The 15,257-nt window shown below is 37.6% G+C and carries 12 protein-coding genes; 8 read left to right on the top strand and 4 right to left on the bottom strand.

Annotated features, from left to right (window positions below; genetic code table 11):
• Positions 1-26: 26 nt before the first annotated feature.
• The gene (locus WH188_RS07120) at positions 27-956 is read left to right on the top strand and encodes a DUF6268 family outer membrane beta-barrel protein (protein WP_339423630.1); all 930 of its coding nucleotides are present in this window, start codon (positions 27-29) and stop codon (positions 954-956) included.
• A gap of 196 nt (positions 957-1,152) precedes the next feature.
• Here WH188_RS07120 and WH188_RS07115 read toward each other — a convergent pair whose 3' ends face one another.
• Complete coding sequence (locus WH188_RS07115) at positions 1,153-1,719, bottom strand: Crp/Fnr family transcriptional regulator (protein ID WP_132770859.1); 567 nt, start codon at positions 1,717-1,719, stop codon at positions 1,153-1,155.
• Positions 1,720-1,899: 180 nt separating this feature from the next.
• On the opposite strand from WH188_RS07115, the gene WH188_RS07110 reads away from it, so the two are divergent.
• Positions 1,900-2,679, top strand: a complete 780-nt coding sequence (locus WH188_RS07110) for an alpha/beta fold hydrolase (protein WP_339423629.1) — start codon at positions 1,900-1,902, stop codon at positions 2,677-2,679.
• Between the two features lie 230 nt (positions 2,680-2,909).
• Here the strand turns inward: WH188_RS07110 and WH188_RS07105 are convergent, their stop codons facing one another.
• Positions 2,910-4,142 carry an RCC1 domain-containing protein gene (locus WH188_RS07105; protein ID WP_339423628.1) on the bottom strand — a complete coding sequence of 411 codons (1,233 nt, stop codon included), beginning with the start codon at positions 4,140-4,142 and terminating at the stop codon, positions 2,910-2,912.
• A gap of 113 nt (positions 4,143-4,255) precedes the next feature.
• Here WH188_RS07105 and WH188_RS07100 point away from each other — a divergent pair, with 113 nt between their 5' ends.
• The 6 genes from WH188_RS07100 to WH188_RS07075 all read left to right on the top strand — a co-directional run bounded on the left by WH188_RS07100 (position 4,256) and on the right by WH188_RS07075 (position 12,809).
• Positions 4,256-5,056: a FecR family protein gene (locus tag WH188_RS07100; RefSeq protein ID WP_339423627.1), complete on the top strand. Its 801-nt coding sequence runs from the start codon at positions 4,256-4,258 to the stop codon at positions 5,054-5,056.
• Positions 5,053-8,067 carry a TonB-dependent receptor gene (locus WH188_RS07095; RefSeq protein WP_339423626.1) on the top strand — a complete coding sequence of 1,005 codons (3,015 nt, stop codon included), beginning with the start codon at positions 5,053-5,055 and terminating at the stop codon, positions 8,065-8,067. Before WH188_RS07100 ends, WH188_RS07095 begins: the two co-directional genes overlap by 4 nt.
• 11 nt (positions 8,068-8,078) lie before the next feature.
• Entirely contained in the window at positions 8,079-9,431 is a 1,353-nt protein-coding gene (locus WH188_RS07090; protein WP_339423625.1) for a DUF4876 domain-containing protein, read from the top strand.
• A gap of 15 nt (positions 9,432-9,446) precedes the next feature.
• On the top strand, positions 9,447-11,003 hold the full coding sequence (locus WH188_RS07085) for a DUF6850 family outer membrane beta-barrel protein (RefSeq protein ID WP_339423624.1): 1,557 nt from the start codon (positions 9,447-9,449) through the stop codon (positions 11,001-11,003).
• A 93-nt stretch (positions 11,004-11,096) separates the two neighbouring features.
• Positions 11,097-12,233 (top strand): cytochrome-c peroxidase, encoded by a 1,137-nt coding sequence (locus tag WH188_RS07080; RefSeq protein WP_339423623.1) that lies wholly within the window; start codon positions 11,097-11,099, stop codon positions 12,231-12,233.
• A 78-nt stretch (positions 12,234-12,311) separates the two neighbouring features.
• Positions 12,312-12,809, top strand: coding sequence for an RNA polymerase sigma factor (locus WH188_RS07075; protein WP_339423622.1), 498 nt, complete (start codon positions 12,312-12,314; stop codon positions 12,807-12,809).
• 170 nt (positions 12,810-12,979) lie between these two features.
• On the opposite strand, the gene WH188_RS07070 is transcribed toward WH188_RS07075, so the two are convergent.
• Positions 12,980-13,612, bottom strand: a complete 633-nt coding sequence (locus tag WH188_RS07070; RefSeq protein ID WP_339423621.1) for a DUF6266 family protein — start codon at positions 13,610-13,612, stop codon at positions 12,980-12,982.
• A 289-nt stretch (positions 13,613-13,901) separates the two neighbouring features.
• The gene (locus WH188_RS07065) at positions 13,902-14,858 is read right to left on the bottom strand and encodes a LytTR family transcriptional regulator DNA-binding domain-containing protein (RefSeq protein ID WP_339423620.1); all 957 of its coding nucleotides are present in this window, start codon (positions 14,856-14,858) and stop codon (positions 13,902-13,904) included.
• Positions 14,859-15,257 lie beyond the last annotated feature (399 nt).

Here is a 15,257-nt window from a genome sequence, read left to right as displayed (position 1 = left end):
GTCTTAATAAAAATTAAATACTTCATATGATCAGAAATTTTGAAATTAAAAAAACAGTGCTTTTCGCATTTATAATGGTTATTTCCTGCCAATTTGTGGATGCACAAGTACAAATAGAAATGAAAACCGAATATATTGGAAAATCGGACTACCGAAAATCAGAGAACGAAAAAAGCGAAAAAGTAGGTGATAGCCAAGGTGCTGCTATGGTTCACCAAGCTAACATTACGATTCCTCTATCTTTAAAATTGAACGAAAATAAACGTCCCACACTCTGGGCTATAAGTGCAAATGGTGCTTATGCAAAGCTGGCCAATAAAAACTTTACAGCGCCCTTAGTCGTAGATGAAATATTAAATATTGGGATGAATCTAACTCATTTGAGACCTTTGAACGACCGGTGGTCTATACTGGCGACTATCGGTGGAGGTATTTTTATGTCTAATACTGATTTTTCACAAGCAGGATTCAAAAATGTACTTGGCAATGTCGGAACTGTTTTCATTCGTCACTTAAAACCAAATTTGGATTTAGGCGGTGGTATTATGGTCAACAATTCTTTTGGTTTCCCAATGGTCTTTCCTGCCCTTTATCTCAACTGGAAAACTGAGGGAAAATATGCAGTAAAGATAGCTCTTATGCAGGGCTTAGAAATGGCGGTAGGATATGATTTGACGAAAAATTTCCGGTTAAATCTTATCGCAGAAATGAATGGCCAGACAGCTCTACTACAACAAGAAGGAAAAGATAAAATGTTTTCACATTTATATATGATTGCGGGTTTTCGTCCAGAAATAAAAATAGGAAAAAAGATATCAATACCGCTAACCGTTGGTATGAATCTGTGGCGACCAGCTCAGATCACAGATAGAACATTGAAAAGTATGTTTCAAGATAAAGAGTATTATTTCAGAGCATCTCCCTATGCATCGGCAGGTTTAAAGATGAATTTATAATAAAGCAAAAGGAGTCAGATATTATTACTATAAATCTGACCCTTCAACATATTTTAAGAAGCAATCTATATTCAAAGATACAAGACAAAAAATAGTTATAACATGCCTCTAAAAATTATTATTATACCCATCTAAACCTTATTGATTGCTTTTTATTCGTTAAGGTCACATTGATAAATCAATATCACATTAGTGACTAAGAAGTAATCTCTTTTCGTATACGACTCAGATGTCTTTGCGTAATACCAAGGTAGGAAGCGAGATAATGTAATGGGATTTGCAAGATAAATTCTGGTTGATTTTTGAGCAACGATGCATAACGTTGGGCGGCAGTTTCCTTCTGCAATTGAAAAACCCGTTTTTCCAATTCTAGATATTGCTGTTCTGCTATAATCTTAAGAAACATAGTCCATATCGGCTTCTCAAGAACCAATTGATCAAGTTTATTTTTCTGAATCACATATAATTCTGTCGGCACAATAGCCTGTATGGCTTCCACACTAGGACCACCAGTTATAAAAGAAGAATAGGCCGCCATAAGATCATTTGGAAATCGAAAACAATAAGTAATATCGTCACCATTGGGAGTTGTATAAAAGGAGCGAAAGATTCCAGATCGAATAAATGCCACTTCATTACTTTTTTCATGCTCACGAGCAAAATAATCTCCTTTACTCAACTTTCTGATCGTAAAAAGTTGAAGAACTTGTGCAATCTCCTCTTCCGAAAAAATTCCAAAATCACGAAAAAATGCTGCTATCATTTATGCTCTATATCTAATTTCAGTACGTTCTAACAAAATTATTATTACAAAGCTACATTTTATCTTTTGCAGATAGATCTATTCATGCGCTATAGTTATTCGTTTTACATTTAAGCCTATAAAATTTATTTTTTGTAATTTTGAATCAATAACAGAAGACTCATTAAAACAGAATATACATTGGAAGAACTACAGTACAGCAAGATATATGGAGCAGAAAACGCGGGTATTCCGTTAGTAGTTATACACGGCTTATTTGGCATGTCCGATAATTGGGGAACATTTGGCCGCAATTTTGGAGAAAAAAGACAAGTGCATCTTTTGGACCTTCGTAATCATGGGCGCAGTTTTCATAGTGAAGAGATGTCTATCGAAGTTATGGTTGATGATCTATCTGCCTATATCGCATCTATTGGAGCGGATCAAATTGATCTTATTGGACATTCATTAGGTGGTAAAGTTGCCATGCAATTTGCTATAGATCATCCTGAAAAAGTAGCTAAATTGATTGTAGCTGATATTGCCCCCAAATCCTACCCTCCGCATCATGAAGATATATTCAATTCACTAAGTGCCGTTAATATTGAAACTGTCGAAAATCGTAAAGACGTACAGATAGCACTTGAGCACTATATTAAAGAACCAGGAGTTGTCCAGTTTTTATTGAAGAACGTGTATATCAAAGAAGACCGAAGTCTAGGGTGGCGTTTCAATCTAGACGTTCTGAAAGGTAAATACACTTCGTTTATCACAGTAGGTGTCAAATCAGGTATATTTAAAGGACCTACTTTATTTTTGGCTGGTGAAAAGTCACGATACATCCTGCCCGAAGACAAAGCAAATATCGAAAAGCAGTTTCCAAAAGCCATAATAAAAACAATCCCTAATGCAGGACATTGGGTACAGGCAGAAAATCCACAAGCATTTGATGCTTTTGTTGCCGAGTTTTTAAATCATTAGTAATAAATTAAATCCTGATATAAATCTTATTGTTATCAATAGATCTATTTTAACAATAACATATAAACAAAATTTAAACACTCCGATATGTGTACCGGAGTGTTTAAAAACTCATTCATTGCGTTCTTGTGCAATTGTTATATCTGGAGTTTATACATCCTCTTATTTTTAAATCGAGTATTACATAAACGATACTCTTGTTCTCATTTATAAGTTAAGATATAACAACCTTAATACAAGGTAATATCACATTGATGCGTTAGAATAGGTGCAGATGATACACTACCAGTACCCAAAGAAGGAAAATCTCCCAAATTACTACCTGCAATACAAAGGCTCTTACTTTTATCCTTTCGCAACACCGAAAAGTTAAATCCTATTGCGATTCCCTTAACATTGGACTGTCCTGAGATTTTTGTAATTGTATTTACTCCAAGATCATCATTTGAAGTAGAATTGATTGCACCATTACCCAATTCTCCATACGTATTAATTCCCCAGCCATAAAGGTCACCGTTATTTTTTGAGGCGAGTACCGTTAGATTAAATGTCGCTATATTTTCCCAATCTTTGTCTGTCCCTACCTGCGTAAAATCTTTCTGTTCGGTCGTATTACCGACTTGTAATAAACCTTTATTATTACGGCCCACAGCCCATAAAGTTCCATCCTCCGCGATAGCAAAAGTATGTCTACTTCTAGCACTTGCTACGGTTTTCCATTTCCTATTTACACCGACTTGAATTGGAGCTGACTGGTTGGTTGTACTACCTGTACCCAACATATAATTTTGAGCCTTGCCCCAAGCCCAAAGTGAACCGTCCGTTTTGATACCAAAAGAAGCTCCCCAATTGTTAAATGCAAATATTGATTTCCAATTTGTATCTGTTCCAACCTTTGTTGGTACAGAAGTTTTTCCATCTGTTTGACCATTACCGATACTACCACTAGCATGATTGCCCCATGACCAAAGTGTGCCATCTTTTTTTAAGGCAAGACTATAACTGCCGCCGATAGCTAACTCAGTCCAATCTTTATCCGCCCCTACTTGAGTAGGAATTAACACATCCTCTCCCGATGTACCTAACCCGAGCTGACCTACGTCATTCTTACCCCATGTCCATAAAGTCCCATCCGATGCAATTGCCATACTATGAGCATACCCGGTCATGGCTTTTAACCATTTCTGAGAAGAAACCAATTTGATAGGTTTAGAAACAACAGCTTGACCGCCGTTGCCCAATTGACCTTCACTATTATCACCCCAAACATAAATAGCTCCCTCTTCACTCAGAGCAAGTGCATGGGCCTGACCAGTCGATACTGAAGACCAGTAATATTCCTGTGGTTTTGGCTCAGGATCAGGTCCAGGTGTTACTGTTTCATCGACTTTTGATTTGCTACAACTGCCCAATATCATGGCCAAAGTTGTCAAGTATAGTACTTGTCTATTGATATATTTCATATTCAGTTAAGATATTATTCCAGCTATAGGACTAAAAAAATAAAAAAAGGGTGAATACCAGTTCACCCTTTTTTTTAAAATCTAGTCTTGTATATAAATCAGTATCCGCATTTATGGAATTTGACAAAAAGCAAGCTTGGCAAAATATCACTCACCGCATCGACAAGACAACATATCGACGCAAAAGAAGACTAAAAGCTATTCATACATGTGCAACAATATTAATTATAGTCGCTGGATTCTTCACTTGGAAACATATGGTGACAGAGCAACCTGTTAACATGATTCTTGTTAGCACCGCAAGTAATGAAATTAAATCTATCAAACTTTCAGACGGCAGTACTTTAGTTATTAATAACAACAGCAGTTTACGCTATCCTGAAAAACTAGATAAAAATCTACGTAAGGTGGAACTACTTCATGGCGAAGCAATCTTTAATATTGCTAAAGATCCAGAACGCCCATTTCAAGTTTCGGTAGATGATTCGCAGATTGAAGTACTTGGTACGATCTTTAATATCAACGCTTATACATCGAAAATTTCAGTCACGCTAGCAGAGGGCAGTATTCGCTTCAGCAATAAAAATTTCAATTGTCTATTAGTTCCAGGCGAGCAGCTCACTTTTGATGCCAACGAAGGAAAAGCAAAACGGCAAACTGTTGAAGCGTATGCTTTGATAGATTGGAAAAACAATAATTGGGTATTTCAGGATATTCCTTTAGATGAAGTACTGTCACAGATCGCTGCACAAAAGAAATTGATCTTTAAAAAGGCCAATCCAAACAAACAATATCCCAAGATAACAGTCTATCAGAATCAAGCCGATATTGCGTTACCTCAATTTATGCAATTACTGCAACATCTTAGCAAATCAGACATCCACTTAGATCAGCACAGCATTCTTTTAAAATGATAACAACTTCCTCTGTGGCGCGCAAAGCATTTTTAGCCACTCTCTTTACCATTAGTCTGCACGGCAGTATTCAGGCCCAACAGCAGAAAATAAATATAGATGATCAGAAGCGCAGTATTCCTGAATTAATTGCGATTTTGCAATACCATTATCATATCAATGTGATCCATCTTCCCGCAGAAGTTAACAAACATCCCAATATACGTCGAGCTGCAAAAGGAGAAAATATCAATGATTATCTCCTTTCAATCTTTGATCCAACCATATTGCAATGGCAATGGCAGGGAAAAACACTGGTGATCACGCAAAGTAAATTAAAACAGAAGAACAAATCCGTAAAAACGACCATTCATGGTCAAATAGTAGATGAAAGTAATCATCCCTTACCTTTCGCGACTGTTTCTATACCTGAATTGCAATGGCGTTCCAACTCTGATGAGTTAGGTAATTTTTCGATAAGTGTACCCAGCAATACTCCAATAGAATTAGAATATACCTATATAGGCAAGCAAAGTCTGAAGATGAATCTCATTCCTACAGATTTCAAAAATAGTATCAAAGCTGTGCTAAAAGATGCAACACTGCAACTCGAGTCGGTAGATATCGATGGCAACCGAGATATGCGTCGCTCCTCGAATAGTTCCATCGTGTTTGATCGTGAGACCATTGAAAATACACAAGCCATTAGTTTAGCAGATGTCCTGAACATGTTACCGGGCAAATCTGTGACTGAAACCAATATGGCAAAGACCAATATGTTGACATTACGATCTGTATCAGGAGACAGTTGGGATACCGACATCTTTAGTCGCAACAATGCTTTTTCAGTAAGTTATTATATGGACGGGGTGCAAATGAGCAACAATGCCAACATGCAGAGTTTAAACCCTGGTGCTAATGGTTTTCTCAATCCCTATATCGCAGGCGAGTATGGATTAGGACTCAACAATCGCAACACAACAAGTGGAGACAATGCGTATGGAGGTATAGATATGCGTAGTATCGGAGTAGACAATATCGAAAGTATCGAAGTCATTTCTGGCGTCGCATCTGCCAAATACGGAGACTATGCAGATGGTGCTGTGATCATCAATACACAAGCTGGGCGATCACCGTGGTATTTTCGCACATCTTTTCGGAAAGGAACCACTCAGTACAGTTTGGGTAAGGGATTTTTATTGCCAAAAAAATGGGGAGCATTAAATATTAATGGAAACTTACTCCAGGCCAATAACGATCCGCGCGATAATTTAAAAGCGTACAGGCGCCTCACTGGTTCATTGACTCATACTTTACAATTTAACACAAGATCCAAAAACAATTTTTCATTCACAGTATCTGGTAATCTCGATGGTGCCAAAGAAGATATAGATGACCGCGCAATGAGAAAATCTACCTTCGAATATTTCAATATTAATTTGACAGATCGTTATCAATATCATTTTAAAGAAGAAAGCTGGTTTGACCAATTTAATGTGAGTCTAGGCCTATCGGCAGGCCGTCAATATTCATCTATGCAATACCTGGTCAATGATGAAAGTTTCCCTTATACAGACATTAAATCCCCTGGTATCTATGAGGCACAGTGGGCAAATGGCAGTTACCTCGGAGTCACTGCAATAGAAGGCAAACCGATTACAGGTAACGCCAATTTTAGCCTCACGGCAATAAAACCCTTCCTTCATACCGTACACTCCTTAAGTATTGGTGGAAATGCATACCTATCGGCCAATAGAGGACGTGGTCAAATCATTGATTTGGAGCGCCCGCTATTTAGCAGTTCAAAAGAACAAAGCTATAATTATAAGCAAGTACCGACCATGCTCAATGCTGGAATATATGTAGAAGACAACTTCCGGTACAAATTAGCAGAACGTCCGCTTTACTTCCGTTTAGGTATGCGTGCCGATAACCAAGCAGGATCTTGGAATTTTTCACCGCGTCTCAATGCCCGTTACGAAATTAACCAGCAATCAAGTGTCGGTTTTGCTTGGGGATATGCCAGTAAGGCCCCTTCCCTTGCTCATCGTTATCCAGGCCCCGTATACTTTAAAATCCCTGTTATTGATTTCCCTAGTGACGATCCAGATCTGAGGCTCTACCTGGTATATGCAGACCTAGCATATGCCAATAACGAAAATTTGAAAGCTACTACTTCCAATATGCAAGAAATCAGCTATCAATATCGCAAAGGCAAGACAAATTTTAGTTTAACCGCTTACCGCAAAATCAGTAGTAATGGTTATTCTACCAAAAGCATATTCAAAGAATGGCTTATACCCCAATATCAATATAAGCTTGACGCCAATGGTAAACCGGCTTATAGTCCAACAGGATTGGCAAACAAAAAAACAAGTTCTTATTCACAGATTATCAACAGCTTAGAATCCACCAACTACGGTATTGAGCTCATGGCCTCTACACCAAAGATATCTTGGCTAGCAACTTCATTCAACATTAGTTCAGGTTATACCAATTCATACTATTATGATACATCTCCCTATCTGAATTACGTATCATTGGATGGGATCGATTATTCTCAAGAAGCGATATTTGGGGTATTTGCGCCAGAAAACAACCGCAATCAACAGATCAGAGCCACCCTCTCATCACAGACCCATATTCCATCGTTAGCCCTGATGATCAATCTAGTAACCGACTTCCCATTGATGACCCACAACAAACGCTATGGAAAATCAGGTGAACCTATTGGATATTATGATAGTAAATTTAATTTTCATCCAATTGAAAACTATGATGCGGACAATCCTGTATATGGACACCTTGCTGTTCTTGGCGAAACCAATACAAAAAATAGCGAACGCCATGCTATCAAGTACGGTAATATTCACCTTCGAGTTTCGAAAGACATTAATAAAAAGCTTCGATTTTCATTCAATGTATACAATATGCTCAACTGGAGACCAAGTTATATGGTACCCGGAACCGAAAATCGCGTGGTACTCAATGCTCCACCATCATTTGGCGGTGAGATCAGTTTAAAACTATAATCCAACTTCTCATGCAAAGAAATTATACGATCACATTTATTTTCCACTTGTTAGCACTTATCATGCTAGGTTCATGCCGTCATGAACTGGAATCAGAACTCAAAGCCACGGTACTAGAAGTGGAGGTGAGCTACGCCGTAGGATCAGCACCTCAAAATGAGACCACTGAAAATTATGTCGTACAGCTCAAAAATCTAATTACCAATAAAGTCGATAGCGCTAAAGTCGACAGTAAAGGCATCGCTAGATTTGATTATGTAAGTAATGGCAAATACGATATTCAGGTTTCAAAACGTTTCTCATCAGAAGCCTATGAATTGGCATTCGGCCAGTCCTCTGAAAATGAGGTCACATTTAACGCCGCAGCAACGAGTTATCGGATCGGTATTTCCGCAGGTTCGGTAACCAATCTCTCGCTTATCTTACGCCAGTCTGTGACCGGTGACTGGGTTATAAAACAACTCTATTACGCCGGATCAGATCTATACAAAGCAGCCTCTTTGCGAGACAATTTCTTCGAAATATACAACAATTCGGATAAAGTCCTTTATGCCGACAGTCTCTGTATGATGTTTGTTTACGGTAGATTATCGACCACCTACCGGGCAGCAGACAAATTACTAGAAAGCGGTCAGTTTGATTGGACTAAAGCTGCTGGTACAGCACCAGCACCAAACAATGCAAATACCGATTACCTATATGCCCAGGCCATTTATATGTTTCCCGGTGATGGTAAAACCTATGCTGTACAACCCGGACAAGGTATTATCGTTGCACGAAGTGCCATCAATCACAAAGCACCATTTACCAATAAAAACGGTAAAGTTTACCAAGTGAGCCGGCCTGATCTAACAGTAGATCTCAGTATAGCAGATTTCGAAGTTATTACCACACCATATCTAGAAGAAGGAGAAAGTGGATCGCTCATAGACATTCCGACAGCTGGAAAAAAGAGCCTTATTGTAATCCAAAAATTTGGAAAAACGATGATGATGGACAACATCGGCCGTATTGGATATGCATTGTTCAAAGCACCTGCTGATATCCATAGCTGGCCGAAATATGCCGAGGTAAAAGAAAGTACCATAGAAGGAAAAACATTGTATACACAGGTACCTAAAAAGTATATTATTGATGCCGTAGAAACACAGCCCAATACTGCAGACCGACGTCTACCAAAGAAATTAAGTGCTGAGCTTGATGCCGGATTTACATATAGCCCTCTAGGCTCATACAGTTCACAAGCTGTGATACGTAAAATAAAAGAAGTACGCAATGGCCGTCGTATCCTTGAAGATACCAATAATTCCAGCAATGACTTTGAATCTATCATGCCTGCCATACCTGGAGGATTTAAAGAATAGTTAGTTAACAACATCATGATTATCAATCGCTTTATACCATTTCTATTAGTATTCTTTATTACACTGTGTATCATTCCCAGTCAAGCCCAAGAATTACTTCAAAAAAAATCTACTAACACAGACAGCAGTACACAAAAACTGCTTCAGTCACCTTTATTGGAAAGCACCTATCATCTTGCTAAAGGAACCAGTCCTCTTCTGCTAGAGCAAGTTATGGGCAAGCAGATCAGTATCACTTCCCTACGCTATCAGACCGAAAATGGAAAGTTTCGTCCCTATCAAGATCCCGAGCATAGCAAAGCAGCAAATTTCAGCGCTCAAGGAGGTAAAAAACTAGCCAAGATGCTCCTTTGGGGAAGTTTTTCCTACAGCAATAATAAATTAGATAGTATACGCTGGGGACACCGCAAAGACTCAGAATTTTCAACACCATTTTATTATGGCTCTCAGCGTGCTGTCCACTATCAACAGACAGACTATGCCATCCAGACACATCTAGTTCATCAGATCATTTCTGGTTTTTCAGGCTCCCTATCAGGTGACTATGGTATGGGAGATCATTTCAGCACCAATGATCCCAGAGCAGCTTTGAAACATTTCAAACTTCGCCTAACACCTGCATTACAATGGAAAAACCAACATTTGGGAGTCGAAATACGCGGTCTATGGGGGTACGGGCAGCAAGAGTCTCAAGTGGATTATCGCAACAAAGAATATTATGAATCATCCCAATATCCTGAGTATCTCAACTGGTTTATCAATGGCTACGGTACTATGCGCAATGCACTTTCTTTTTCCGACCGTGTTTATACCAACAACCAAGATTTCAGTGGAGCAGGGTTTGCTTTCTACTACAAATCGAGCCGCTGGCGAGGACAGGCAAATATTAATTATGAGCGCATCCATGAAGAATATGATCGCGGTAATTCCTCTGGCCGTTATGATGGTTACGACATGTACGGAGACTATGATGTCAATCAATGGAAAGGTTATATTGAAGCCCATGATGTATCACTACGATGGGGATTTCGGTTGCTGGGTTCACAGTCAAAAGGAAAAGATTATAACATTGATCTTTTGGGTAACAACTATGCATCTATTACGCGCGAAGGTACTTTACAGATTTATTACAGTCAACCAGTATGGGGCAGAAACACACAGTTTAGTTTTGAGCAAAAGTTAAATTATCACAATCAGGTTGATGGCAATATGTTAATCAAGCGTGCAGCAGGACGGCAGTCGGCATTATTTAAGCTCAACCATCAACTCGATCAGCATCGCAGCCGCTTATTAGAACTTGGTTTTGGAATAGCTACACCATACGGTACCGAATTTAATCAAAGTCCGCGTAGCAGTAATGATTTTATTGATCAGGTTATTAAGCACGATGTCGCACTAGATAAAGCAAGCTTTTGGCATATTCAAGGCGGATTGCAGCAATATTTCAATTTCACTGGCATGAACTGGATGGCACATATACATACAAAACAAATTCAGTCTACGAGTACAAGTGAGATTTTGTCAGGAAAATCGCGCAATCAGACAACGCTATCTCTCCATCTTTACTTTTAACTCATGTAAATAGAAGAGTATCTCAAAAAAACTATATAAAAACAAATTTAACACAAAAATAAGGCACAGACCCCAGTAAGGAAACGCATTGTCATGAAGAAAATAACTGTTCTATTCACCCTGTTTTTTATTTTACTCATATTTTCATCTTTTTTTAAAAAGCAGGAGCATGAACAACCAGATTTCACTTGGTTACGTTCACTTTACGAACGACCATTATTAGACTGGCCTAGAGCCGAAATTGATTCCGGAGTCCAATATAACGAGTGGGCCCCATTACCTACTCCCCCAATATGGGAAAATACAGATCCAACTACTAAAGCTAAAATAGCACTTGGCAAAATGTTATTTTTCGAGCCACGATTAAGTGCCTCCAAGCAGATTTCATGTTCCTCGTGCCATGATCCTGATATGCATTGGACCGATGGAAGGAAAAAAGCAATTGGAGACGGGCATTCTCAAGGCAGGCGGCACAGTCCAAGCATTCAAAATGTATGGGCGCAAAAAACACTCTTCTGGGATGGTCGAACAGCCACACTCAAAGATCAAGCTAGATCACCAATTGAAGATCCAGCCGAGATGAATACACCTATGCCAGTGGCTGTCCATCAGATCAATCAAATACAAGGGTACAGAATACATATTCGAAAGGCATTTGGATCTGATAGCTTACAAGCACAACAACTACAAGAAGCATTGGCTGTCTTTGAAACATCCATTTCGAGTAATATCACACGTTTTGACAACTTCCTCAAAGGGCGTTACCGCGCACTATCCGATCAGCAGATTTGGGGCATGCATTTGTTTCGTACCAAAGCAAGGTGTTTCAATTGCCACAATGGTCCATTTTTCCAAGATGGCGAATTCCACAATCTGGGTTTTAGTAATTTTGGTAAAAGCAATGCCGATCTTGGTCGATATGAGATCACACATAAAAAAGAAGATTTAGGTGCATTTAAAACACCTTCCCTTCGCGATGCTGCACGTACATTTCCTTGGTTTCACGATGGGCGGTTTTCAGATCTCTCTATGTTGCTCAATCAATATACTGCCGGCATGCCACAACCAAAAGCGACAGTTCATATTACTGGTGATAGCCCATCTCCAAAGCAATCACCATTACTCAAACCACTCAACATAAATCTTTCCGAGCGAGAAGCTATTATTCGGTTTTTAGAAGCACTAAGCGCTCAACCAATTACGGTAGAACGCCCAATTTTGCCAAAATAAATTGCTCAAATGAATATTAAGTCGTATTATTGCATATTATTTATAATTAATCTAAATTAAAATAATAAAAACAGCAACATGTTTAACCGTAAGAAAAGTGTCGATGTAGAAGATCTTAAAATGTATTTTGAGCAATACTATACTACCCTATGTAGTACAGCTCATTATTATATACAAGATGATCAAGAAGCAGAAGACATTGTACAAGATTTCTTTTACTCGCTATGGGAACGCAAACTATTATCTAACATTCAAGGAGATTTTATTCATTACGCCAAAACATCCATTCGCAACCGTTGTCTAACTTTACTTAAAAAGAGATCCCGAGAAATACAATGCAGTTTGCCAGAAGAGCTTATCGATGACAGTGAAGATATTGATCATCGAACAGAATATGAACATCAACTGGATCATCTCTATGCCAATTTTCAACAACTCCCAGATAGACAACGCGAAATTCTAGAGATGAGTGTTTGCGGTGATATGAAGTATAAAGATATTTCAGCTAGGCTGAACATTTCGGTTAACACGATCAAAACTCACATTAAACTTGCTTACAAAAAACTACGAAAATAATCTTGCCTTATTATCATCTCTTATAAAAAGCAAACAGCATAAATCTCTAAAATAAAACAACTTGTGCTAATAAAATATCTTAATTAATTCAGCGTATACTACTTCAGCCTTGATACACGATCTATTTTGTCTCATTTTTTAGATTAATAACTTTCAGAAACAGTCACTTTTTATACACAACCACCATATACAGAATCTGAAAAAGTATCATGAAGCATATCATAAAAACCTACATAGATATGCACCTGTTCATTAATACTCGAAAATAGTGAATGATCCCATACCACCTTACCTGCTGTCGAGATAGCTCCGCCCTCATTTAAAGCCGAAAACCCTTCAATGACATAAGCCAATATAACCACAACAGCTCGACCCCCATTAGCGGCATCCGTATTCCATTCGACATGAAGCATACCTTCTTTTCGCTCCACATTGATGAGCAGAGGAGGTGTTATATCACCCCTGAAAACCACTACTTTTTCAGGATTAACATAGGGCATACTCTCTGCATCATAATCAATCGCATTGGTAAGTAGATAGGATTGAGCTAACTGGAAAGTTCCCACACGGCTACCTTTAGGTGCTATATTTTTATAACCAAAAGCGATTGGTTTTTTAATATATTTCAAAAATTGGGACACGACCTTCACACGCATACGATTAATGATCGTGAGTTTGCTTGGCGGTCTTTTTACAATTGCTGGTAGCGAACGAATAATGGTTTGACCATTTAATTCATAGCCAACAATACTTCCCACTTTACCCGAAAATGGTCCGTTTACTCCTGCTTTTAATATTGCCATAATAGTTTATTTTATTGGTAGTGACTTAATACTTAGGTATCTCTCTAATAGGATTCAGGTTTTCTTCTTTATTCCTATAATTCATCCAGACTTTATCTTCATATATAAATCAGAGTAAATTGAGGTTTTATACAGTTTTACCTCTATGAACCCTCTAGAAACCCTCTAGAATTACTGTATAATAACACTAAAAAATATAACTGATTCATACATGTGTTGTGCACAATTCATACATCATCATGTGCTCATCCTGCTTATCATTACAGCCCTTGGTCACGATCATAGCATCTCAATTTTTATCAAACCAACGTTTAAAATCATTGGCATCCTGTCGGCTCACGAAAATCTGATCTTGTATCTGATCAAAATCAGATTTTAATTCGATAGACAGCACACCGTTATCCAATATTTCGTAACCTTTAATGATGCTCCGGTTGACTATGTACCTTCTATACATCAAAAAATATTGATCGCGATCCAACACCTTCATCAACATATCGAGGCTATAGTTGTGATTATATTGCTTATTGGTCGTCAATGTCAAAAGTCTTTTATCCTCGGCCGAGCTTTTAATGAAGGATATTCCATCTAATGCAATATAATTATCTTCATAACCGTATTTTACTTTCAGACAGGAAACAAGTTTAACTACATCAGATATTTCCTTTATATTTTCAGCTTCTAGATTTTGTTGTTCCTCTTCATAGGTGTGAAGTAACTTCTTTAGCTCAAATTTCTCATTTTCTGTTTCTACATATTGATTTTTGACAAATTGCGCAAATGAGATAATGTACCAAACCATGTATATTAAATTCAGTATGCATATAAATAAAAAAACAAAGCGAAATTCATTACGCATATAATTACCGACAGATTCCCAACCACTCGGAAGAAAAGGTAAAAACAGGATCATCACCACCGCAACCGTAAGTAATGATGGCAATACCAAACCATATATAATCTGCTTTAACAGACGAGCATTGAAGTCCGTTAGCCATGATATTTTTTTATCCATATATTTATTAAACCATTGCGCCCAGTAAAATACGGCCATTACGACAAGAACAGAAAGAAACCAATACAAATAAAATTTTGGCATCAAATAGCGGTAGTCAAATAGTAGGAATTTACTTGGGGTGCAGAAAAAATTTCCTACAATAATAGAGAGAAGCAATTGAATTTTAAGTGGAAAATAGTTGACTTTGATTTCAGAATGAAATCGATTAATTAGTTTTTTTGTTTGCATTAAGTATATAATTTAGTTAATCTCATAAAAATAGCAATTTTCTTAAAGATAAAATAGCACCTGTAATACGAAAACAAACGAAACGCATTACGAAAAAATATAAGTAAACTTAATTACACAATAAACATCATCACTTCATTAAATCACAAACTATTGAAATACAATTAAATAAGTTGTTTTTAAAAATAAAACTAAAATAAAACTAATTTTACCTATAACAGTAAAAAAACATCAAATTATCTAACGAAACGTTCAGTAAAATGTTAAAACTATTCAGAATAATCATGGTTCATAGGGATATTTCATCTTTTCAAATACCAATAAAACCACCTGAATTCATCTGATAGCCACATTTACAACACAAGACCTTTACCATTCGTTTTAGATCAAGTTCTTAGT

Source organism: Sphingobacterium sp. MYb388, from assembly GCF_037479535.1.
GTDB lineage: Bacteria > Bacteroidota > Bacteroidia > Sphingobacteriales > Sphingobacteriaceae > Sphingobacterium > Sphingobacterium anhuiense.
This window is presented reverse-complemented; position numbering and strand designations above follow the sequence as displayed.

Coding starts and splice junctions, on each gene's coding strand:
- WH188_RS07100 (WP_339423627.1), top strand. CDS start 4,256: ATGGAATTTGACAAAAAGCAAGCTTGGCAAAATATCACTCACCGCATC.
- WH188_RS07095 (WP_339423626.1), top strand. CDS start 5,053: ATGATAACAACTTCCTCTGTGGCGCGCAAAGCATTTTTAGCCACTCTC.
- WH188_RS07065 (WP_339423620.1), bottom strand. CDS start 14,858: ATGCAAACAAAAAAACTAATTAATCGATTTCATTCTGAAATCAAAGTC.
- WH188_RS07115 (WP_132770859.1), bottom strand. CDS start 1,719: ATGATAGCAGCATTTTTTCGTGATTTTGGAATTTTTTCGGAAGAGGAG.
- WH188_RS07090 (WP_339423625.1), top strand. CDS start 8,079: ATGCAAAGAAATTATACGATCACATTTATTTTCCACTTGTTAGCACTT.
- WH188_RS07085 (WP_339423624.1), top strand. CDS start 9,447: ATGATTATCAATCGCTTTATACCATTTCTATTAGTATTCTTTATTACA.
- WH188_RS07120 (WP_339423630.1), top strand. CDS start 27: ATGATCAGAAATTTTGAAATTAAAAAAACAGTGCTTTTCGCATTTATA.
- WH188_RS07105 (WP_339423628.1), bottom strand. CDS start 4,142: ATGAAATATATCAATAGACAAGTACTATACTTGACAACTTTGGCCATG.
- WH188_RS07075 (WP_339423622.1), top strand. CDS start 12,312: ATGTTTAACCGTAAGAAAAGTGTCGATGTAGAAGATCTTAAAATGTAT.
- WH188_RS07070 (WP_339423621.1), bottom strand. CDS start 13,612: ATGGCAATATTAAAAGCAGGAGTAAACGGACCATTTTCGGGTAAAGTG.
- WH188_RS07080 (WP_339423623.1), top strand. CDS start 11,097: ATGAAGAAAATAACTGTTCTATTCACCCTGTTTTTTATTTTACTCATA.